This window comes from Cutibacterium sp. LaCa_255 (genome assembly GCF_057458005.1).
Map to the genome: position 1 here is coordinate 2350869 of NZ_CP190956.1, position 22247 is coordinate 2373115.

Here is a 22247-nt window from a genome sequence, read left to right on the forward strand (position 1 = left end):
ACACAGGAGTTCTCATGTCTGCCTCAGCGCCGGCCGCGCCGACCACATCCTCAACGACCGCCCCCAGCGCGGTCCGCACCCTTGACCTCACCAAGACCTACGGCTCGGGAGCCACCCTTGTGCGGGCGCTGCGCTCCGTGACCCTCGACATCCCGGCCGGGCGCTTCACCGCCATCATGGGAGCGTCGGGCTCGGGCAAGTCGACCCTGCTGCACTGCATGACGGGTCTGGACTCCCCCACCTCCGGACGGGTCTGGATCGGCGACACCGAGATCACTCACCTCGACGACGACGCCCTCACCCGGCTGCGTCGCGACCACGTCGGATTCGTGTTCCAGTCCTTCAACCTCATGCCGACGCTGACGGCCACCGACAACATCATGCTGCCGCTGAGACTGTCCCACCGCAAGGTCGACAAGGAGTGGTTCGACCACATCACCGGGATGCTCGGTCTCACCGAGCGTCTTCGCCACAAGCCGTCGGAGCTGTCGGGCGGCCAGCAGCAGCGCGTTGCCGTCGCCCGTGCCCTGGTGACCCGTCCGGACGTCATCGTCGCCGACGAGCCCACCGGCGCCCTTGACTCGGAGGCCAGCGACGACCTGCTCGATTTCCTGCGCCACTGCGTCGACGACCTCGGCCAGAGCGTCGTCATGGTCACCCACGACCGCGACGCCGCCGCCAGGGCCGACGACATCGTCACCGTCGCTGACGGCCAGGTGTCCACCACTCGTGGGCAGGAGGTGTTGGCATGATTCATGAACGTCGTCGTCTCATTCCCACGATGATCGCCGTCATCATCGGGGTGGCCTTCATGGCCAGCACCCTGATGTTGATGGATTCGATGAAGGCTTCCGCGTTGCGGACCCAGGCGGCAGCCGTCGGGGATGCCGCCGTAGTCGTGACTGGCAAGGACAAGACCATTGCCCAGACCACCGTTGACAAGGTCGCCAAGGTCGATGGTGTGACCTCGGTCGAGGCCACCCGCAACGTCTTCCTGCAGCGCACCGACAACGGGCAGTCCGCCTATGTCACCGGTCACCTCATGCCAGCCCACCCCGACATGGTCGAGGGACGCACCCCGACGGGGCCGAACGAAGTCGTCGTCAACCAGAGCACTGCGGACAACAAGGCCACAGTCGGTTCCCGGATCACGGTCAGTGACATGTCCCAGAAGAAGCTGAAGTCCACCAACCTGACCGTGGTGGGCGTGCTCAATCCGAATGCTCGGACCACGAGCACCCCGACCTCTCCGGAGATCTACCTGCCTACCGCCACCCTGGCCAGCATCAGTGGTCAGGGGGGTGCCGACGTCCTGTACGTCAATTCCGACCGTCGAGCCTCCGAAGTCGTCAAGGATGTCTCCAAGGTCGTCGGCAGTACCGCCACCGTCCGTACTGCCGACGACGAGCGGGCCCATCAGGCCGAGCATGCCTCCGACGGATTCGCGGCCATGACGACCTTCATGGGTGCCTTCGCCGTCATCGCCCTGGCCGTCGCAGCGATGGTGATCGTCAACACCTTCACCATCCTCGTCGCCCAACGCACCCGCACCTTGGCCTTGGCCCGCTGCATCGGTGCCACCCGCAAACAGGTGCGTCACTCGGTGGTGGGCGAGGCCCTCACCGCCGGCCTCATCGGATCGGCCGTCGGAACGGCTCTTGGTATTGGCGTCACCCAGCTCATGCTCATGGGGCTCAAGGCTGCGGGCTCCCCGGTCGACGCTTCGGTCAGCGTCACCGTGATGTCATGCATCATCCCACTCATTGTCGGAATCGTCGTGACGACCTTGGCCGCCCTGCCACCGGCACGTCGCGCGACCAAGGTCGCCCCGGTCGCTGCTCTGCAGCCCATGACCGAGACGCCCACCCGCAGGATCGGTCGAGTCCGCATCATGCTCGGTGCCCTGCTCTTCATCGCCGGTGCCGCCCTCGTCATCGCCTGCGCGACCGCTGACATGGAAACCAATGTCGCCGTGCTGTGCGGGGTGGCCGGTGGATTCGTCAGCTTTGCCGGCGTGCTGGTGCTGGCTCCCGTTCTCATCGGCGGGCTGAGCCGAGCCATCGGTGCCGCCCACCTCGGTGGGGTTCCGGGAGAGTTGGCTGTCGAGAACACCCAGCGCAACCCGCGCCGTACCGCCACGACGACGTCTGCCCTGCTCATCGGTGTCACCCTCATCGCCACCGTCGCGACGGGAGCTGCCACCGGACGGGCCTCCATCGACAAGGTCATGAACGGTCACTTCCCCGTCGACGCCACCGTGCAAGCCCAGGGCCCGCTCGACAAGGCGACCATCCAGGACGCCAGGAAGACCGACGGAGTCGCCAAGGTCGCTACTGTGACGACAGCCACCGGAACCATTGAGGGCGGCGGGGATGCCAAGCAGACCACTATCCAGGGCGTCTCGTCGGAGTTCTCCCAGGTCGTTCGCAACGATTCCGCCACCAAGGGGCTCGACAGCACCCACGCCGTGGGCTCCGTGCCGGGTGCCTCCGACGGCGACAAGATCACCGTCACCGTCAAGGGCAACAAGGTCAACCTGACCCTGGTCGGACATGGTCAGGACACGCAGGGCATCGTCGTCACCCAGGATGTCATGACCAAGCTGGCTCCGAAGGCCGAACCCACCCAGCTGCAGGTCCGCTACAAGGACGGCGCCGATCAGTCCAAGACGACCCAGGCCCTGTCCAAGTCCATGTCGGCCCACCAGGGAGTGACGGTCGCCTCGACCGCTGACCAGAAGGCCCAGATGGACAAGGTGATCAACATCCTGCTCGGCATGGTCGTCGGTCTGCTGGTGATTTCGGTCATCATCGCAATGGTCGGTGTCGCCAACACCCTTGGCCTGTCGGTGGTGGAGCGCACCCGCGAGATCGGGTTGCTGCGCGCCCTCGGACTGACGCGGAAACAGGTGCGGTCGATGTTCGGCACGGAGGCGCTCATCCTCTCGGGCATTGCGGCAATCCTCGGTATCGCGCTGGGTATCGGGTACGGCATCGCCGGATCCCACGCCCTCTTCAGTTCCATCATGACCGTTCAGGCGTCCGTGCCGTGGGTTCAGATGCTCGTGGTGGCCATCGTCTCGGTGCTGGCCGGATGGCTGGCCTCCGTGATACCCGGTCGCCGGGGAGCGAAGATCAAGCCCGCCGTCGCCCTGGCTGAGGAGTGAGCTCAAGGGCTGGCGACACCATGAGGTTCACAGCAGGCCTCGCTGTTGCAGGGCCGGGATGACCCGGTCGAGCAGCAGCGGGGCCTGTCTCACGTCATCGTGGCAGTGGTCGAGGTCGGTCCACTCGTACTCGACGATCTCGGAATCGGGGACGGGCTCTGGCCAGGAGTCCTGCCAGTCACAGATGTAGACCGCGCAGCGAATGCCATCGGCGTCACCGTTGGCGGCAAGGGCGTCGAAGGTTCCCAGGTGGGTGAGGTCTGCGGGATCGAGGACCAGACGGGTCTCCTCCCGGGCCTCGCGGATGGCGGCATCGAGAGGGGTCTCGCCGGGCTCGATCTTGCCACCGGGAAGGATGACGTGATCGGCTCCCCGTTTTCGGACGTTGAGACAGGTTCGCCCTCGCATCAGGCACACGGCGGAGAGGTTGAAGATCACCTGGTCAGGGTATCGATACCCCGACGCCACCCCACGGAGCTGCCAAAAAGTGGCCCGGATCAGGCATGTACACGTTTTCATCTCGATTTTCTGGCAGCTCCGTGGGGTGACCGGCAAGTATCGGCACCTCGGCGTCGTCGTGACCTCTCGCCTGCGCGAACGCTCACCCCTCGATCACCGCCGCCTCCTTCTCGGACCCGCCCCTAAACTCACCGGCGTGACCGAACCTGATCAGCAACTGCACCGCAGTCTGAGAAACCGACACATCCAGCTCATCGCCCTGGGTGGCGCCATCGGAACCGGCCTGTTCTACGGAGCTGCCGACTCGATCTCCGCCGCTGGCCCGGCCATCGTCATCAGTTACCTGGTGGGGGGCGCGGTGATCTACCTCATCATGCGTGCTCTCGGCGAGATGAGCGTCCACCACCCGACCTCGGGCGCCTTCAGCGAGTACGCGCACCGATGGTGGGGGGACCTGCCCGGCTTCATCTCCGGCTGGAACTACTGGTTCAACTACATCTTCGTGTCGATGGCCGAGCTCTCGGTGGTCGGAATCTACGTCAACTACTGGTTCCCGGCCGTGCCCCGCTGGCTGTCAGCGGCGGTTCTCCTCGTCATCGTCACCACCGTCAACCTGCTCCACGTGCGCGCCTACGGCGAGGTGGAGTTCTGGTTCGCCATCATCAAGGTCGTCGCCATCGTCGCGATGATCATCCTGGGGCTGTGGATCATCCTCTTCGGATCTCCCTCCACCCCGGCGACCGGATTCAGCAACATGTGGCGCAACGGCGGGCTCATGCCCCACGGCGTCACCGGGATGCTCGCCGGCATCATCATCGTCATGTTCTCCTTCGGCGGCACCGAGCTCATCGGCATCACCGCCGGCGAGGCCGAGGACCCGCAGCGTTCCATCCCGAAGGCCATCAACCGGGTCGTCGGGCGGATCCTGATCTTCTACGTCGGCGCCCTCGTCGTCATGCTGGCCATCGTCCCGTGGACCAAGATCGACGGCACCGCCAGCCCCTTCGTCCAGATCTTCGACCTCGTCGGCATCCCGGGAGCGGCCGCCATCCTCAATCTCGTCGTGCTCACCGCGGCGATGTCAGCGTACAACTCCGGTCTCTACGCCAACGGTCGGATGCTGCACGCCCTGGCCCACCAGGGTGACGCCCCCAGGGTTCTCGGCAAGGTCAACAGGGCCGGCTCCCCGTGGGTCGGTGTGCTGGTCTCCAGCGCGGTGACGGCCATCGCGGTGGTCGTCGTCGGGCTGCTGCCGGAACAGGCGTTCATGTACATCATGTCGATCGCCACGATCTCCGCCATCATCAACTGGGCGACGATCATCATCACCCAGATGCTCTTCCGTCGTCGTCTGGCCCCCGAGACCCGCGCAAACCTCAAGTTCCAGATGCCGGGAGCACCGGTGACCAACTGGATTGTCATCGCCTTCCTGGTGCTCATGATCGTCGTCATGCTGATCATGCCGCCGTTCCGGATCGCCGTGGCGATCGGCCCGATCTGGCTGGCCGCCCTGACTCTGGGGCGGTGGCTGTCGCGTCGCCGCAATCAGTCACGGGCCTGATCAGGTCCCCTCACTGACATGACGAGGGCCGGTCGGTTGCACAACCGACCGGCCCTCGTTCCGGAAGAAATCACACCAGGACGATGACCTGCACCAGGAGGATCTTGACGATGGTTCCCAGCGCGAAGAGGGCACCGTAAGCTGACTCGATGCGCTCGTCGTTGACCAAGGAGTTGGCGTAGCTGAGGATGGCCGGCTGACCAACGAAACCGGCGAAGGCACCGGTGGCGCGCTGGGCCGACAGTTTCATGAACCAGGCCGCAGCAATGACGATCACTCCGCCGAGGACCAGGGTGACGGCTGAAACGCCGATGACTGCCAGACCGGTCCAGCTGGCGGCCTGGGACAGGAAGGCGGGACCGGACGCCAGCCCGACGCAGGCCAGGAAGATCATGAGACCGAGCTGACGCAGGATCGCGTTGGTGGCGTGCGGCAGCTGCCATCGCAGTGGGCCCGTGCGATGCACCGACCCCAGGATCATGCCCATGACGAGCGGTCCGGCTGCGGTTCCCAGCTCGAAGCGCAAGCCGCCGGGCAGGGCCACCATGAGAGCCCCGAGCAGCAGACCAAGGGCGGCGCCGAGCCCCAGGGACAGGGCGTCGACCTGGGAGACGCGGGCCTCGGAGTCACCGAAGAGGTCGGCGGCGTCGGACAGACGATTCGCCGGCACCACGCACAGCACGCGGTCGCCCGGCTGCAGGACGATGTCATCGCGGGCCAACATGTCGAGGTCGCCACGACGCACCCGAGTCACCTTGCCACTGGTACGGCCGCGCACGTCGATGCTGCCGAGGGTGTGCCCGACTAGGGCAGGGTTGGACACCAGGAAGCGGCGGAAGTCAATCTCGTGGCGCTCGCCGGTGAGGGCGCGATCAGAGACGTGGCCCAAGTGCTCGACGGCACGGTTGACGTCGTCAGGGTTGCCGACGACGAGAACCTGGTCGCCGACATGGAGGTCGTCGTCCGGGGTGGCCAGCCGCATCTCGCCGTCGCGCAGCAGGTAGGACATCCGGATCTGGTCGTCGTTGAAACCGGGGGTCTCGTGAATGGAGGTCTCGCGATCGACGACCGTCGACACCGAGGTCAGGCCGGCCTCGGCCATGGAGGTGTTGTCCTTGGTGGCCGGCCAGTGCCGCTTGGCGACGAGGGCGACCATGACGAGCCCGACGACGACCCCGACCGGGTACGACAACGCATAGCCGACGAGGGTGTCCCCGGCGCCGTGGGTGGCCGTCGATGCAGCGTCGATGGCCGGTGAGGTGAGGACACCGGCGTACAGACCAGCGACGTGGGCCGGGCTCAGTCCGAACAATCGTCCCAACCCGAGCCCGGCGGCTGCCATGGCGGCAAGCCCGACGATGCCGGCGAGCATGAGACTCCACTGACGTTTGAGGTCGGACAGGAAGGTCGATCCAGCAGCCAGGCCGACGGTGTAACAGAACAGCACAACGCCGAAACCCTTGATCATGCCCAGGTCCTGGCCAAAACGTGGATCGAGGGCACCCACGACAAGCCCCATGAAGAGGGCTCCGGCAGCACCGAATCTCAGTGGGCCGAACTTGATCTGGCCCAGCAGGGCACCAGAAGCCAGGACGATGAGGATCGTCAGCAGTTGATGCGTGGCGAGAAAGTCGGTCAGTACTGTCATGAAACTCCTGACATCATGCCGGCGATCCCGCCCCGACGGCGGGATGCGTCGTCGCAGCAGGCCCGGAAGGTCCGGGGTCCAGTCCTCGGATTATAGGACCTCGCTCGGACAGAGACGATCACGCCCGTCGCGTTGCAGGCTCACCATGGAGACGTCCGCGGTCTCACACTGAATACGCACGAGTGCCGTCGCGACGAATCGCGACGGCACCCAGCGTGTGTCGAGCCTGTGCGCTGACCGTGTGCGTTGAGTTGTGTCCGAGGACCTTGCCTCAGGACTGGACAGCGTCAGGGCTTGACGAGGATACGGATCGGGTTGCCCTGATGGGACTCCAGCTCCTCAATGCCGCTCTTGACCTCCGACAGCGGAATGACCTTGGAGATCGACTCCGAGAGGTCGAGGCGGTGGTACGACAGCATCTCGGCCAGCATGGCGATGTCCTGGGACTTGTAACCGAGGTGGCCGAGAACCTGCTTGCGGTGCAGGTTGAAGTCCAGAAACGGGCCGGCGTCGATGTCCTGGGAGGACAGACCGACGGAGACCGCCTTGCCGTCGACGTCGAGGGAGTCGACGCAGGCGCGCAGGGTAGGCTTGATACCGACGGCGTCGAAGGCGACGTCGATCATGCGGCCGTTGGTGATGTCCTCGATCTTCTGCATGAGCTCGGGGTCGTCGCTGCGCAGGGTGTGATCGGCACCGAGTCGCTTGGCGCGCTCGAGGACTGCGTCGTTGAGGTCAATGGCGATGACGGGGACGCCACCGGCCAGCTTGGCGAGCTGGACGAGGTGGGTCCCGACGCCACCGACTCCCCAGACGGCGACGGCGTTGCCCATGTGCACCTTGCCGGTACGGACGACAGCGGCGTAGGGGGTGGAGACGGCATCAGCGAGAAGGGCTGCCTGGTCCATCGGGACGTTGTCCGGGATCTTCGTCATTCCGGAGGCCTGGGCGACGTGGTACTCGGCCCATGCGCCGTCGTAGGCGAAGGCCATCAGGTTCAGGCTCAGGCAGTCTGTGAAGGCACCACGCCGACACTTGCGGCACTTGAGACAGGGACGACCAGCGGACGGGATGACGCGGTCACCCTCCTTCCACCCGGTGACGCCGGCGCCGAGCTCGACGATGGTGCCGGAGGCCTCGTGGCCCTGGGTCACAGCGGGACGACTGGCCGGGAATGCGCCGCTGATAAGACTCAGGTCGGAGTGGCAAATACCGCAGTATGCGACCTTGATGAGCACCTCACCGGGCCCCGGGTGCGGGATCGGGATGTCCTCGAGGGTGATGGACCGATCCGCAGCGTGGAAACGCTCGGCAAGCATGGTTTCTGTCATCTTTGATCCCTTGTCAGCGCGTCGACCTCGGTGCCGACGCTACTTGTCATTCAGGGTAATACGAATAGGACGATCCAGCACCCAAAGATCGGGTTGAGATGTGGATTGTCTCACACTGACAGCCGACGACGGCAGAGGGGAAGCTGTCACGTCCCCGCCGCGTGCTCGGTCTTGGTGATCTGGGCGGCAAAACCCTCCAGCACCACCTCGGCATGGACGAACCCGGTACCGATCGGCAACCTCGGCCGCAGGTTCGTCCCGACGCACACCACGACGACACCGGAACACCGCCATCAGGGCAGCTCAGCCTCCACGGCCTTGGCCAACACGGCGTGGCCCGTCTGTGACGGATGGTCACCGTCCTCGGCAAGAAGTTCGGTGTCGTCCCGCTTGCCGTCGGCGCCCTTGAACGGAGTACGCACATCGACATAGACGACCCCGATCTCGTCGGCGATGGCCTCGACCTGGGAGTTGAACACCTTGGTGATCGTGTTGGTGACATGGGAGTAGTCCTTGCCCTGCTCACGCCCGACCTTGCCGTCCATCCCGACATTCCAGTACCCGGTGACGACGACGGTGGCATCGGGCGTCGTCATCGCGGCCTTGATGCGTTCCAGGATGGTGCGTACCCGTCTGATCACCGCATCGACGTCACCTTCGACGCATGACGCATCGGCGTGGGCACACCTGGCGACGATCTTGTCGACGTCGAAATCGTTGGCCCCAATCGTCACGATGGCAAGATCAGCGGTCTTGAGCAAGGTCCTCGTGCCAGGTGACTCGAGCTGGGTGAGGACGTCAGTGGTCTTGTACCCCGACACCGACTCGTTACCCACGGAGGCTCGCACGCTCGCACGGTGGGCCATGTCTGTACCGACCCGCTCGATGAAGGTGACGCACTGGCGGCAAGCACTTCCCTGCGGAACGGAGTCGCCAAGACCGACAGTGCCGAGGGTTCCGCCATGCCCCGTCAGTCCGGGAGCGGACCGCACTGCAACAGAGGACGCCGGAGCTGAGGAGGTGGCCACGCTCGGCTTACGATGCCGGTCGAAGGACCACCCGTTTGCGTGATTGACAGGCCGCAATCCGAGGGTGATCCCGACCACGACGGCCGCGACAATCACGACACTGAGAATCCTGAGAATTCCCTTCACGATCTCATCATGCCTCGTCGATGACGGGTTGTCTGCCCCCTCACAGCGGTATTCCGGTCTGCTGTCAGCGGATTCACGGCGGCCAGAACGGACTGCCCGCGCGAGATCGCACACCCCAAGGGCTCTCAGCCTCGGTGCGCAGGCAATGCCAATTGGGCGTGGACGACCGTCCTACCCATGTGGACCCGACCGGTGGACTCGGCGGTAAACACCCGCGCGTCCTCACTACCCTGAAACCTGGCAGCCTGCATTCCACGCACGGTGTCGGTGAGCTGATCGACCTGGTCGGACAACTGTTCGATACGACGCTCCATCTCGAGGATGCGCCTGATCCCGTTGAGGTTGATCCCCTCTTCCTGGGACAGGTGCTGAACCATCCGCAGGGCGGCGACATCACGCATGGAGTACCGACGACCCCGTCCACGGGTCCGCTCCGGGATGACCAGCCCGAGCCGGTCATAGGTGCGCAGGGTCTGCGGGTGCATCCCGGCCAACTCGGCGGCCACCGAGATGGGGAAGATGGCGGCGTCCTTGTCGATCACCGCCAGATCGACGGCGTCGGACAGCTTCCTGCTGCTCCGTGCCATCTCACCTCACCTCCCACGGCCTCGGGTTGGGTTGCCGGACGACGTCACGGAACCCCTCCAAGGCATGTCGCGCGTCATCGTCAAGTTTCTCGGGGACGACGATCTCGACGGTAGCGAGCAGGTCTCCCTTGCTGCCGTCGGCGCGCGGCACGCCACGACCACGCACCCGGAAGGTCCGGCCGCTGGGCGTCCCTGCGGGGACCCGCAGACGAACGGTACTTCCGGCCAGGGTCGGCACCTCGACCTCGGCGCCGAGAGCAGCCTCCGGGAAGGTCACCGGCACGTCGACGGTGAGGTTGTTGCCGTCACGTCCGAAGACCTTGTGCGGACGCACCGTCACCTTGACGTACAGGTCGCCGGCCCTGCCGCCGTTCTCACCCGGGGAACCCTTGCCCTTGATGCGGATGCGCTGGCCGTCCTCCACGCCGGCAGGAATCCGGATCTGCATGGACTTGGTGGACTTGGCGCGACCCGATCCGTGGCACACCTGGCAAGGATCCTCGACAACCATTCCTCGCCCTTGGCAATCCGGGCAGGGCTCAGTCATCTCGAAGACGCCACCCGCCGAGGTCGCATGCATACCCGATCCCTGACAGGTCGAGCACACTCTCGGCACGGTTCCGGCCCTGGCACCAGTTCCCCGGCACGCCTGGCAGGGGGCCTGGGAGACCATGTCCATGGTGACGGTCGTCCCGGACACGGCGTCGTCGAAGGAAATCGTCGTCTCTCCCTCGACGTCGGCACCACGACGAGCCGCCCTGGTTGTGGTGCGGCGTCCGCCGGTGGCCCCGAAGAGATTTCCGAAGAGGTCTCCGAATCCGTCGCCGTTGGAAGCGGTACGAATGAAGTCCTCGACGTTGACGTTCGGTTGAGCGCCACCACGCGGGAACCCGAATCGGCCGGCCGTTCCGAAGAGGCTGCGAGCCTGGTCGTACTCCTTGCGCTTCTTGGCATTGGACAGCACGTCGTTGGCCTCGGAGGCCTCCTTGAAACGAGCCTCGGCAGCCTTGTCACCGGGGTGGGAGTCGGGATGGTTGTCCCGGGCGATCTTGCGGAACGCCTTCTTGATCTCCTCGGGCTTCGCGTCCTTGGAGACACCGAGGACCTTGTAGTAGTCCTTCTCGGCCCAGTCCTTGGTACTCATCTGGTTCCTCCCTCCCTGATCATCGCGAGTTCTTCCGGTCTGCGGTCACGGCCGCCTTCTTCGATGTGTGTCGTCTCAGTCGCTGTCAGCCTCGGGGGCCTGCTCCCCCGACCCCTCAGCCTTCGACTCCCCGGGCTTGGTATTCGGGTCCGGGTCGGAGACCGCCACGCGCGCCGGACGCAGGACACGATCACCGAGCTTGTAGCCAGGCTGCATCACCTGGCTGACGGAGGTGACGGTGGCCCCCTCCATCGGCATCTGCATGAGAGCCTCGTGGAGATTCGGGTCGAAGGCGTCACCCACCTCACCGAAGCTGCTCAAACCATGGGTGTTGGCCACCTTCTCGAGCTCATCGACGACGAGCTTGAAGCCGCCCTCGACCTCACCGTGCTGGCGAGCCATGGCGATCGAGTCCAGGACCGGCATGAGGTCGGTGATGACCTTGTCGACGCCGGACTGTCGCGACAGTGCACGGTCACGGTCGACGCGCCTCTTGTAGTTCACGTACTCGGCCTGCAGACGCTGCAGATCCTCGGTGCGCTCAGCCAGCAGGGCCTCCAGCTGGGCCTCCCGGGACATCTCCTCAGGGGCCTGCGAGTCGGCGGTCGGCTGGTCGGCGTCGATGTCGACGCCATCGACGATGTCGGCGAAACGCTCCTCGACGTTCTCGCCAGCCTGGTTGTCGTCGGCCTGGTTGTCATCGGGATTGACGTTCTTGTCAGTCATCTGTCTTCCTCCACGTGGGTGCCGACCGCCGGGCCGTCATGATTGGCGACCCGGCGGTCGATGCGGGGTTTGGGGTCAGGCCGTGGCCCCGGTCACTTCTTGTCGTCCTCGTCGTCCACGATCTCCGCATCCACGACGGTGTCGTCGCCGGACTCAGAGGTGGCCGACTCGGCGCCCTCTCCCTGCGGGTTCTGGGCCTGGGCCTGCTGGGCAGCGGCGTAGATCGCCTGGCCCATGGCCGACGCCTTCTGGTTCAGGTCGTCCATGGCGGCCTTGACCTCGTCGTCGTTGTCGGTGCCCTTGAGGGTCTCCTTCAACTTGGCGATGGCCTCGGTCACCGGAGTCTTGGTGTCCTCAGGGATCTTGTCACCGTTCTCGTCGAGCAACTTCTCAGTGCGGAAGGCCAGGGCGTCGGCCTCGTTGCGCATCTCGACAGCCTCGCGACGCTTCTTGTCGGCGTCGGCGTTGGCCTCGGCCTCCTTGACCATCCGATCGATCTCGTCCTTGCCCAGGGCGGAGCCGCCGGTGACAGTCATGGACTGCTCCTTGCCGGTGGCCATGTCCTTGGCGTGAACGTGGACGATGCCGTTGGCGTCGATGTCGAAGGACACCTCGATCTGCGGGATGCCGCGCGGCGCGGGCATCAGACCGGTCAGCTCGAAGTTGCCCAGCGGCTTGTTGTCGCGAACGAACTCGCGCTCGCCCTGGAAGACCTGGATCATCACCGACGGCTGGTTGTCCTCAGCAGTGGTGAACACCTCGGAACGCTTGGTCGGGATGGTGGTGTTGCGCTCGATGATCTTCGTCATGACACCACCCTTGGTCTCGATACCGAGGCTCAGTGGGGTGACGTCGAGAAGCAGTACGTCCTTGACCTCGCCCTTCAGCACACCAGCCTGCAGGGAAGCACCGAGAGCCACGACCTCATCAGGATTGACGCCCTTGTGCGGCTCCTTGCCGGCGAGCTCCTTGACGAGCTCGGAGACGGCGGGCATACGAGTCGAACCACCAACGAGGATGACCTCGTCAATCTGCGAGACGTTGAGGCCGGCATCCTTCATGACGGCGTTGAACGGAGTGCGGCAACGCTCGAGGAGGTCGGAGGTCAGGCGCTGGAACTCGGCTCGGGTCAGCTTCTCGTCGAGATGGAGTGGGCCAGCGGCACCAGCGGTGATGTACGGCAGGTTGATGTGGGTCTCGGAGGCCTGCGACAGCTCGATCTTGGCGCGCTCGGCAGCCTCCTGCAGACGCTGCTTGGCCATCTTGTCGGCACCCAGGTCGATGCCGTTGGCGTTCTTGAACTGGGTGACCAGCCAGTCAACGATGCGCTGGTCCCAGTCGTCACCACCGAGATGGTTGTCACCGTTGGTGGCCTTCACCTCAAAGACACCGTCGGAGATGTCGAGCAGGGAGACGTCGAAGGTGCCGCCGCCGAGGTCGAAGACCAGGACGGTCTGCTCCTTGTCAGCCTTGTCGAGGCCGTAGGCCAGGGCAGCAGCGGTGGGCTCGTTGACGATGCGGTCAACGGTCAGACCTGCGATCTCGCCGGCCTCCTTGGTGGCCTGCCGCTGGGCGTCGGAGAAGTAGGCCGGGACGGTGATGACAGCGTTGGTGACCGGCTCACCGAGGTAGGCCTCGGCATCCCTCTTCAACTTCTGCAGGATGAAGGCGCTGATCTGCTGCGGCTTGTAGGTCTTGTCGTCGACGCCCATCGTCCAGGACTCGCCCATGTGGCGCTTGACGGATCGGACGGTGCGATCAACGTTGGTGACGGCCTGACGCTTGGCGACCTCGCCCACGAGGGTCTCACCCGAATTGGTGAAGGCGACCACCGACGGGGTGGTACGAGCACCCTCGGCGTTCGGGATGACGGCGGGCTCGCCGCCCTCGAGGACGGCGACGCACGAGTTGGTGGTTCCGAGGTCGATACCGACTGAACGAGCCATGGTTGGTTTCCTCCTGATGGACGAATGTTCTGGGAAAGCATCCCCTTGAGCGACTTCGACTCAACCTTAGACCCTGAGTCGCTGTCACTCAAGTTGACGTCAGCTCATTTTCGAATGAGATTGAGTTCACCAGACTCAACCCATGAGAGAGCAGATCTATTCCCGCCCCGTGAACAATGTGCCGGCCATCCCAAGGCACCCCACAACGAACCCGAGCAACTCCTGGCGACGACGCTCCAGAGATGAAAAACACCGGACGGCGAACCGTCCGGCATCCTTCTCCGCACTCGTCAGCGCGGACCAGTGATCAGTGGAAGTACGGAATGAGCAGATAGAGGCCATACAGGACGATGAGCCCTGCGATGACGATGGCCGTCCACCCGAGAGCAACGAGCCCAGCAGCCCCGTCACCTCCGGCCTCGGTGCGCGCATGAGCACGATCGAGCATCAGTGCGCCGCCCGAGACGACGGAGACGATGAGGACAGTGGTCGCAACCGTGACCATGGACACCAGTCCGAGTGAGGCCCAGTCAATGTTCATGCTGCAGTCCCTCCGGCGATGGCCGAGCCCTTGCGGACGCCGACCTGAGTGGAGTCGTTGACGTTGTTATGGTCAACCTTGTGGTGGTTGGCCTGACGGACGATGACGGCGGCCATCACGGCCAGCAGGACGAGGTCGATGACGACACCCCAGGCGCCGGCACCGGCGATGGCCGAGGTGATGGCACCGACGAGAGCAGCAGCCGGCAGGGTAACCAACCAGGCGATGACCATCTTCCCGGCAGTGGCCCAGCGCACCTCGGTGCGGCGGCCGATTCCCGAGCCGAGAATCGAGCCGGAGCAGACGTGGGTGGTCGACAGGGCGAAGCCCAAGTGCGAGGAGGCCAGGATGGCGGCCGTGGACGCCGTCTCGGCTGCGAACCCCTGCGGGGACTCGATGTCACACAGGCCCTTGCCCATGGTGCGCATGATGCGCCAGCCACCGGAGTAGGTACCAAGACCAATGGCACAGCCAGCGGCCAGGATGACCCACCATGCCGGGCCGGTACCCGAGGCCTGGCAGCCGGCGGCGACGAGGACCAAGGTGATGATGCCCATCGTCTTCTGGCCATCGGAGGTGCCATGAGCCAGGGCGACCATCGACGCCGAGACCCTCTGGCCATTGAGGAACATCCGCGAGGAGTGATGGGCGGTGTGATCCGTGATGCGATACGCCAACCAGGTCGCCAGCAGAGCTGCAATTCCGGCAACGAACGGTGCCACCAGGGCCGGCAGGATGATCTTGCTCATGATCTTGCCGGCGTGGATGCCGCTCATGCCAGCCTCGACGAGGACGGCACCGATGAGGCCACCGAAGAGAGCGTGGGAGGAGCTGGACGGCAGACCGAACAGCCAGGTCGCGAGGTTCCAGATGATCGCGCCTATCAGACCGGCGAAAACCATCGGAGCAGTGACGAGTTGGTCATTGACGATGCCACCGGAGATCGTCTTGGCGACCTCGGTCGACAGGCAGGCACCAATGACGTTGAGGACGGCCGCAATGATGACGGCCACCTTGGGCTTGAGTGCTCCGGTTGCCACCGACGTCGCCATCGCGTTGGCTGAGTCGTGGAAGCCGTTGGTGAAGTCGAATGCCAGCGCCGTCACGACGACGATAACCACGATTAACAGAGTCGAACTCATGCAAGATCCTTCGTGCGGGCCGTAGCGCCCCCGGACGGCGAGCTGGGATCCCCCACTCCTCACCGGAGCGGGGCGGACGGCCGACCAGAACCCGGGAGCAGTTCCGGCCGTCTGACACGTTACGCCCAGTGAGCCTACGTTCGCGCGGCAGGCTCCCCACAAGCAACGACAAGGTGAACAATTTCACCGTCACTGCACAACCACGACAAAGTGTGCTTTCCGTGTACATGCATCCCACTAGGAACCGCGAAACCGCACCAAGACGTCAACGCGCACTCATGTTAACGAAGAATTCACCCCACCCTCCATCACAAACACATGCTCGCACCTCAGGCTGCGCACATCCACCTCCGATATGGCTCACAGGAACAGCACAGCTTCAACACACCCGATACGAGCTTCCGTCGTGGAACCCTTAATTCATGGCAATCCCACCGCAACCTCCCAGACTTACTCGAGCTGACGGGTCTCCCATCCGTGTTCTGGCTGTCGACGACGAGCCCAGCCTCACCGAGCTGCTCTCCATGGCCATGCGTTACGAGGGATGGGACGTCACCACCGCTGATTCCGGCGTTCACGCCGTCCGCGAGGCAAAGGCCACGCGCCCCGACGTCATCGTCCTCGACATGATGCTCCCCGACTTCGACGGCCTCGAGGTCATGCGCCGTATTCGCATGGATCAGCCCAACGTCCCGGTCATCTTCCTCACCGCCAAGGACGCCGTCGGCGACCGCATCGCCGGACTCACCGCTGGCGGCGACGACTACGTCACCAAGCCCTTCTCCCTGGAAGAGGTCATCGCTCGGTTACGCGCTCTGCTGCGCCGCTCGGGTGCAACCGAGCCCAAGTCCGACTCCACCCTGACCGTCGGCGACCTCACCCTCGACGAGGACTCCCACGAGGTGCGCCGCGCCGGCGAGGAGATCCACCTGACAGCAACTGAGTTCGAGCTGCTGCGTTACCTCATGCGTAATCCCAAACGAGTGCTCTCCAAAGCCCAGATACTCGACCGGGTGTGGAACTACGACTTCGGTGGACAGGCCAACGTCGTCGAGCTATACATCTCCTACCTGCGCAAGAAGATCGACAAGGGACGCGATCCCATGATCCACACCATGCGTGGTGCGGGTTACGTTCTCCGACCTGCTGCGTGACAATGGCCAGGTGACCTCTCCCAACTCACCCGCAGACAGCCATGCGCCGGATCCATGCTGCGACGAAACACCGGAGGTCAGGTCGACAATCCACGACACCTGGCTGGATCATCCCATGGGTCGGCACACACTAGGGCATCAGCTCGTCGTCCGAGTGCTCGCCATCATCAGTGTGCTGGCCGTCGCGCTGGGAGGGGTGACGATCTGGGGAACGCATCAGATCCTCACGGATGGCCTTGACGAGCAGGTGATGGCGGCGGCCCACCGCCAGGAGGCGAACCCCATCGGATTGCCTGGGCCGACAGCCGGTGACGTGCTGGGAATCCAGGCGGGCACCATCTTCGCTGTCAAGGCCGATGGCGTCTGCCTCATGACGACCGTGACAGAAGGTGCCGTCCTCACCAAGTACTGCAACGCCGATGCCGGTGAACTGCTCGCCGTGCGTCAGGACAGCCGTCCCCACGACCTCAACGGGAACAATGGCACCGAGTACCGCGCACTGGCGGAGACACGTGACAATGTCAGCTACGTCGTCGCCCTGCCGCGGACACGACTTCTCAACGCCATCGAGAGGTTGTTGGCCCTCGAGGTCACCATCACTGTCCTGGCATTGGCCGTGGGATTCTTCGCGACGCGCGCCGTCGTCACCAAGTCCCTGCGTCCCCTCAACCAATTGGCCTCGACGGCGACGGTGGTCTCCGAGATGGACCTCGGCAGCGGCGAGGTCAACCTGCCGATCCGAGTCGATCCGGCACTGACTGATCCTCGCAGCGAGGTGGGGCAGGTGGGTCATGCCCTCAACCACATGCTCAACAATGTCGAGGGCGCGTTGGAGTCTCGTCAGCAGTCCGAGGTCAAGGTGCGTCAATTCGTCGCAGACGCCTCGCACGAGTTGCGCAATCCGTTGGCATCCATCCGTGGCTACGCCGAACTGACGAGACGACGGCGCGGCGAACTGTGCCCCGAAAGCCAGTTCGCGATGGATCGCATCGAATCTGAGGCGACGAGGATGAGTGCCCTCGTCGAGGACATGCTGCTGCTGGCTCGTCTGGACAATGACCAGAAACTTGAGCTGGCCCCCATCGACCTGGTCGAGGTCGTTCTCAACGCGGTCTCCGATGCCCAGGCAGCCGGGTCGGACCACATCTGGACCCTCGACGTACCCAACGAGGAAATCACGGTGATGGCTGATGCTGACCGGCTCATGCAGGTTGTCGTCAATGTGCTGTCGAACGCCCGAAAGCACACACCTGCAGGAGTGACGGTGCACACCACCGTCACTGCCGACGACGGGCGGTCCGTTGTCACCATCGCCGACAACGGACCGGGCATTCCGGAGTCGGTACGTCCCCTGATCTTTGAGCGATTCTCCCGGGCAGATGCGTCCCGCACTGCGTCGAAGGAGGGATCAACAGGATTGGGCATGTCCATCGTCGCAGCCGTCATGGTTGCTCATCAGGGCACTGCCAAGGTGGATTCGACGGACAAGGGGACGACGGTCACCCTGACCCTGCCATTGGTCGCCTGAGGACGAGGCGTCCGGATAGGGTGGATGCACTTGTTCCAGAGAAGGAGTTGGCATGTCCCCTGCCCCGCTGTCTGCCACCAAGCTGGCCGGCATGATCGATCACACCCTGCTGACCCCGGAGGCCACTCACGACGACGTCGCCAAGCTGGTCGGCGAGGCCAAAGAGTACGGCACCTGGTCGGTGTGTGTGTCGCCGTCGATGCTGCCGCTGAACCTCGACATGGGTGACGTTAAGCTGGCTGCGGTGTGCGGGTTCCCGTCGGGCAAACACACCAGCGCGGTGAAGGTGGCCGAGGCCCATGACGTCATTGCCGCCGGCGCCGACGAGGTCGACATGGTCATCAACCTCGGCATGGTGAAGGAGGGACGTTGGGAGGACGTCACCGCTGACATCGCTGCCGTCAAGCAGGCTGTTCCGGATCCGAAGATCCTCAAGGTCATCATCGAGTCGGCCGTGCTGACCGATGACGAGATCGTTCGCGCGTGCAAGGCCGCCGAGGGGGCTGGAGCCGACTTCGTCAAGACCTCGACGGGATTCCACCCGAAGGGCGGTGCGAGTGTCGAAGCTGTCAAGCTCATGGCCGCCACCGTCGGTGGTCGCCTGGGGGTCAAGGCTTCGGGTGGCATCCGCGATTACGAGACGGCCTGCGCGATGGTCGAGGCCGGTGCAACCCGTCTCGGTGTCTCGTCGACCGCCAAGATCCTCGCCGGAGCCCCCAAGGAGTGACGACGCTCGCGGCGTGTTCTCGCTGATGACCGGGACGGGTCGGTGAGATCCGTCCCCTGTCATGCCCAGGACCGTGGGGACGCGGTGTGTCGGCTACGGAAACTGCCAGTTGCACTTGTTCCGCCACCTGACCACTCACGCGCTCCACCTGGGTTTCGAGGAGGGATGACGTTGGGAGGAGCGAACGGTGGGAATAACCGCCGGCTTCCTTCTCGTCAGGACTCAGACCATCTGGGGCTCCGGGCTCACCTGCGCTGCGGCCTGTGCAGCAGCCTCGCGACGCTTCCAGTTCAGCAACCAGGACACCTCGTTGCACAACAACTGACGTCGTGACGCCGAGTAGTACGACCTCGACGAGTGACCCAGGCCGTCGTAGACGACGTTGTTGCCCATCACCCAGCACATCGCGTGGAATTCCTCGCCCGTCTCGTGGAAGAGCAGCGGGATCGCAAGCGGGTTGATGTCCAGGTCGGAGAAACGCTCGTCATAGACGACCACCTGCTCGACGCCGCGCAGGATGGGATGGTCCGCAGCCTCGGGTACAGGCTCGAAAACGGCGTAGGAACGCTCCGGGTGCCCGCTGACCCCCAGCACCCACTTGCCCCCGAGCACGGACGGCCACAGGTCCCAGTCACAGAAGGTGTTGCAGGCGGTGTGCAGACCGAGGATCGGCTTGCCAGCTTCGTGGTGCTCCAGAATCTTATTGTGGGCACGGGACCATTCGGGAATGTAATCCCATTCCTCCTCCGGATCGCCGCCACCGGTGTTGACGATGAGCAGATCCGCGTCAGCGAGGTGGTCCAGGGCCTCTGGCTCAGAGCACCTCACCTCCACCTGGTGACCACGCTCGGTCAAGATCTGGGAGACGGCCTCGGAGGTCGCGTCGAAGTCGTGGATGTCGTCGGCGTAACGCCCAGCCCCCGACAAAACGAGAATGTGTCCCATCGGATTTCCTTCCTGATCCTGGGTAGACCCAAAGGATCACACTAGGAGACTAATCCGCCGAGGACGAACTCAGTGACGTCACAGCTTGTTTTCGAAATTGCCTCCAGACGCCAGTGCGGTCACGTTCTTGACGATGAGTTCGTCGGCACCCAGGGGACGTCCGCCGGCAGAGTGAGGTGTGATGATGACGTTCTGCGCATCCCACAACAGCGAGTCTTTCGGGAGTGGCTCAGTCTCTGTGACGTCGAGAGCCGCACCAGCGATCATCCCGCTCTGCAGCGCATCCACCAGCGCGTCATTGTCGATCGTGACTCCACGCCCGACATTGACGATGTATCCATCAGGCCCGAGCAGAGCCAGTCGCTTCGCCCCGACGATTCCCCGAGTCTCCTCATTGGACGGAAGGATCTGAATGAGGATGTCGGTCTCGGGCAACGCCGCGTCAACGTCATCAACCGCGATGACCTCGTAACCGCCCCGGCGCCCAGCCTGATGAGCAACCCCACGCACCTCCGCACCCAAGGACGTCAGATGTGGAGCCAAGGTCTGAGCGATGGATCCGAATCCCCAGACGAGCACATTGGCGTCAAGCAGGGTCGTCACCGGGCCGTCCGGATGAAGGGGCCGGGGACCTCCCAGCTCCGAAGCCCATCGGTGCTCCTGTTGAGCGGCAGTCGTCTTGGGAAGCTCCCGTACCAGGGCCAGTACGAGGGCCAATGCGTGCTCGGCAACCATGCGAGAGTGCAACCCGACGCCAGTACACAGCACGACATCCGAGTCAAAACCAGCACGCAACAGGGAGTCCGGACCAGCAGCCAACCCCTGCACAAGTCGTAGATGGGTGAGCTTACGGGCATGCTCGGCAAGCCACTCCTCCGTGGCCGCCCAGGTGACGAGCACCTCAGCATCCAGATGCTTATCCGGAATCGCTGAGCTGGCGTCGTACACCACCGCCTCGACCCCGCCAGGAAGGTGAGGATCCAAGATCATCGAATCGGGAAGAAGGACCTTCATGACGCCATCGAACCTTCCACGCTCAGCTCCTCAACCGGCTTTCCCACAGCGTCCTGCTCCAGACGCAAGTCACGTCCGCGGGTCTCTGGGGAGGCAATCGCAGCAATCAGTGACAGACCAATGAAAACCATCATGTACACCGCCACCGGCCACCAGGAACCAGCGAACTTGGTGACGAGCGCCGAACACACCAGAGGGGCAATGCCACCGCCGAACACCGAGGAGAACTCACGGGCCAGAGAGATTCCTGCGTAGCGGTAGCGCGATCCGAACATCTCGGCGTAGAAGGCTCCCTGGCTGCCGACGGTGCCATATCCAGCAATCATGAAGCCGAGCACGACGGCAATCGTGATGAACACCGGGTTCTTGGTGTTGAGCATGGCGAAGGCCGGGATCGGGAACAGGAAGAGGAATACCAGCACGCTGATGATCACGGGCTTGCGTCCGACGCGATCGGTCATCCAACCGGAGAACACCGTGAAAATGCAGGATGCCAAGGCTCCGATGAGCAGGACATTCGGGATGAACTTGGGTTTCATACCCAACCACGTCACCAGGTAAGACCCCATGAACACTTGGTAGATATAACTCTGCGCGTTGGATCCCATGTTGATGAGGAAGATTCGCCACAGCGCCGGACGTCCGTGACGAAGCACGTCACCGATCGGGGTGTCATCACGACCGATGCGAGCGGCCTGGGTCTCTTGGAAGACCGGGGACTCAGCAAGGTGACGACGCAGGATGTAGGCCGCCACCGTCACCACGGCGGAGGTCCAGAACACGGCGCGCCATCCCCAAGTGTTGAGAGCGTGATCGGTCAGGCTCTGAGCAACGATCCATGCGACCGCCCCAAGCACCGACCCCAGGGCCGCACCAGCGAACACCAGCGCGCAGTAGAGACCGCGTCGACTCCGTTTGACCGTCTCAGCAAGCAAAGTGACACCACCTGCCTGCTCAGCTCCCGCTCCGAAACCCTGCATGATGCGCAGGATGAGCAACATGATTGGCGCCCAGATACCAATGGTGTAGTAGCTGGGGATGAGGCCGATACAAAAGGTCGCAGTTCCCATCAGGAACAGCGTGGCGATCATGACCCACTTACGGCCCATCCGGTCGCCAAACCGGGCGAAGAAGAGACTTCCAAGCGGACGGGCCGCAAAGCCGACGGCGTAGGTCGCCATCGAGGCGATGACGCCGACAGCCGGAGACACCCTTGGGAAAAACAGGGTGTTGAAGATGATGGCGGATGCCGTGCCATAAATGACGAAGTCGTATTGCTCGAGCATGGTGCCGATGAGGCCAGCAAGCGCAGCTCTGCGCACGGTGGCCTGATCGACTGTCGGTTCCTCCGAGAGTGGGATGGGAGAGCTCATACATCGAACTCCATTTCGCTAGCCGGAACGCACTAACCGTTGTGCGGAACACACGATACATTCTTCGGAAACCTGATTCATCATCACCGAAGAGGGGCTGA

20 protein-coding genes are annotated in these 22247 nt (G+C 64.0%); 6 read left to right on the top strand and 14 right to left on the bottom strand.

Annotated elements, in window-relative coordinates:
- Positions 1–14 precede the first annotated feature (14 nt).
- Positions 15–752 carry an ABC transporter ATP-binding protein gene (locus ACP8ML_RS10720; RefSeq protein ID WP_063279903.1) on the top strand — a complete coding sequence of 246 codons (738 nt, stop codon included), beginning with the start codon at positions 15–17 and terminating at the stop codon, positions 750–752.
- Positions 749–3166, top strand: coding sequence for an ABC transporter permease (locus ACP8ML_RS10725; protein WP_284950565.1), 2418 nt, complete (start codon positions 749–751; stop codon positions 3164–3166). The genes ACP8ML_RS10720 and ACP8ML_RS10725 overlap by 4 nt, the downstream gene beginning before the upstream one ends.
- A gap of 27 nt (positions 3167–3193) precedes the next feature.
- Here the strand turns inward: ACP8ML_RS10725 and ACP8ML_RS10730 are convergent, their stop codons facing one another.
- Positions 3194–3574 (bottom strand): NUDIX hydrolase, encoded by a 381-nt coding sequence (locus ACP8ML_RS10730; protein ID WP_171048631.1) that lies wholly within the window; start codon positions 3572–3574, stop codon positions 3194–3196.
- 247 nt (positions 3575–3821) lie between these two features.
- On the opposite strand from ACP8ML_RS10730, the gene ACP8ML_RS10735 reads away from it, so the two are divergent.
- Positions 3822–5186, top strand: coding sequence for an amino acid permease (locus ACP8ML_RS10735; RefSeq protein WP_117189458.1), 1365 nt, complete (start codon positions 3822–3824; stop codon positions 5184–5186).
- Between the two features lie 70 nt (positions 5187–5256).
- Here ACP8ML_RS10735 and ACP8ML_RS10740 read toward each other — a convergent pair whose 3' ends face one another.
- The 10 genes from ACP8ML_RS10740 to ACP8ML_RS10785 all read right to left on the bottom strand — a co-directional run bounded on the left by ACP8ML_RS10740 (position 5257) and on the right by ACP8ML_RS10785 (position 15405).
- Positions 5257–6834: an aspartate:alanine exchanger family transporter gene (locus tag ACP8ML_RS10740; RefSeq protein ID WP_065673541.1), complete on the bottom strand. Its 1578-nt coding sequence runs from the start codon at positions 6832–6834 to the stop codon at positions 5257–5259.
- Between the two features lie 287 nt (positions 6835–7121).
- Positions 7122–8165, bottom strand: coding sequence for a zinc-binding dehydrogenase (locus tag ACP8ML_RS10745; RefSeq protein ID WP_065673542.1), 1044 nt, complete (start codon positions 8163–8165; stop codon positions 7122–7124).
- A gap of 146 nt (positions 8166–8311) precedes the next feature.
- Positions 8312–8437: a hypothetical protein gene (locus ACP8ML_RS10750; protein ID WP_270236192.1), complete on the bottom strand. Its 126-nt coding sequence runs from the start codon at positions 8435–8437 to the stop codon at positions 8312–8314.
- A 21-nt stretch (positions 8438–8458) separates the two neighbouring features.
- Positions 8459–9319 (bottom strand): SGNH/GDSL hydrolase family protein, encoded by an 861-nt coding sequence (locus ACP8ML_RS10755; RefSeq protein WP_486702930.1) that lies wholly within the window; start codon positions 9317–9319, stop codon positions 8459–8461.
- 125 nt (positions 9320–9444) lie between these two features.
- Complete coding sequence (locus ACP8ML_RS10760) at positions 9445–9906, bottom strand: heat shock protein transcriptional repressor HspR (RefSeq protein WP_015582049.1); 462 nt, start codon at positions 9904–9906, stop codon at positions 9445–9447.
- 1 nt (position 9907) lies between these two features.
- Positions 9908–11050, bottom strand: coding sequence for a molecular chaperone DnaJ (dnaJ, locus tag ACP8ML_RS10765; RefSeq protein WP_065673544.1), 1143 nt, complete (start codon positions 11048–11050; stop codon positions 9908–9910).
- 75 nt (positions 11051–11125) lie between these two features.
- Positions 11126–11776 carry a nucleotide exchange factor GrpE gene (locus ACP8ML_RS10770; protein ID WP_065673545.1) on the bottom strand — a complete coding sequence of 217 codons (651 nt, stop codon included), beginning with the start codon at positions 11774–11776 and terminating at the stop codon, positions 11126–11128.
- A gap of 92 nt (positions 11777–11868) precedes the next feature.
- Positions 11869–13722 carry a molecular chaperone DnaK gene (dnaK, locus tag ACP8ML_RS10775; protein ID WP_016666227.1) on the bottom strand — a complete coding sequence of 618 codons (1854 nt, stop codon included), beginning with the start codon at positions 13720–13722 and terminating at the stop codon, positions 11869–11871.
- Between the two features lie 307 nt (positions 13723–14029).
- Positions 14030–14263 (bottom strand): hypothetical protein, encoded by a 234-nt coding sequence (locus ACP8ML_RS10780; RefSeq protein WP_117189430.1) that lies wholly within the window; start codon positions 14261–14263, stop codon positions 14030–14032.
- On the bottom strand, positions 14260–15405 hold the full coding sequence (locus ACP8ML_RS10785; protein ID WP_117189431.1) for an inorganic phosphate transporter: 1146 nt from the start codon (positions 15403–15405) through the stop codon (positions 14260–14262). The genes ACP8ML_RS10780 and ACP8ML_RS10785 overlap by 4 nt, the downstream gene beginning before the upstream one ends.
- Before the next feature lie 422 nt (positions 15406–15827).
- Here ACP8ML_RS10785 and ACP8ML_RS10790 point away from each other — a divergent pair, with 422 nt between their 5' ends.
- The 3 genes from ACP8ML_RS10790 (at position 15828) to deoC (ending at position 18814) form a co-directional block, all read left to right on the top strand.
- Entirely contained in the window at positions 15828–16559 is a 732-nt protein-coding gene (locus ACP8ML_RS10790) for a response regulator transcription factor (RefSeq protein ID WP_036975505.1), read from the top strand.
- 115 nt (positions 16560–16674) lie between these two features.
- The gene (locus ACP8ML_RS10795) at positions 16675–18087 is read left to right on the top strand and encodes a sensor histidine kinase (RefSeq protein WP_117189460.1); all 1413 of its coding nucleotides are present in this window, start codon (positions 16675–16677) and stop codon (positions 18085–18087) included.
- 52 nt (positions 18088–18139) lie between these two features.
- Positions 18140–18814 (top strand): deoxyribose-phosphate aldolase, encoded by a 675-nt coding sequence (gene deoC / locus ACP8ML_RS10800; RefSeq protein ID WP_117189432.1) that lies wholly within the window; start codon positions 18140–18142, stop codon positions 18812–18814.
- A 222-nt stretch (positions 18815–19036) separates the two neighbouring features.
- On the opposite strand, the gene ACP8ML_RS10805 is transcribed toward deoC, so the two are convergent.
- From ACP8ML_RS10805 to ACP8ML_RS10815, 3 genes are all read right to left on the bottom strand, one after another.
- Complete coding sequence (locus ACP8ML_RS10805) at positions 19037–19759, bottom strand: ThuA domain-containing protein (RefSeq protein WP_117189433.1); 723 nt, start codon at positions 19757–19759, stop codon at positions 19037–19039.
- Between the two features lie 78 nt (positions 19760–19837).
- Positions 19838–20773 carry an NAD(P)-dependent oxidoreductase gene (locus ACP8ML_RS10810; RefSeq protein ID WP_117189434.1) on the bottom strand — a complete coding sequence of 312 codons (936 nt, stop codon included), beginning with the start codon at positions 20771–20773 and terminating at the stop codon, positions 19838–19840.
- The gene (locus tag ACP8ML_RS10815) at positions 20770–22146 is read right to left on the bottom strand and encodes an MFS transporter (RefSeq protein ID WP_117189435.1); all 1377 of its coding nucleotides are present in this window, start codon (positions 22144–22146) and stop codon (positions 20770–20772) included. The genes ACP8ML_RS10810 and ACP8ML_RS10815 overlap by 4 nt, the downstream gene beginning before the upstream one ends.
- Positions 22147–22247: the final 101 nt, after the last annotated feature.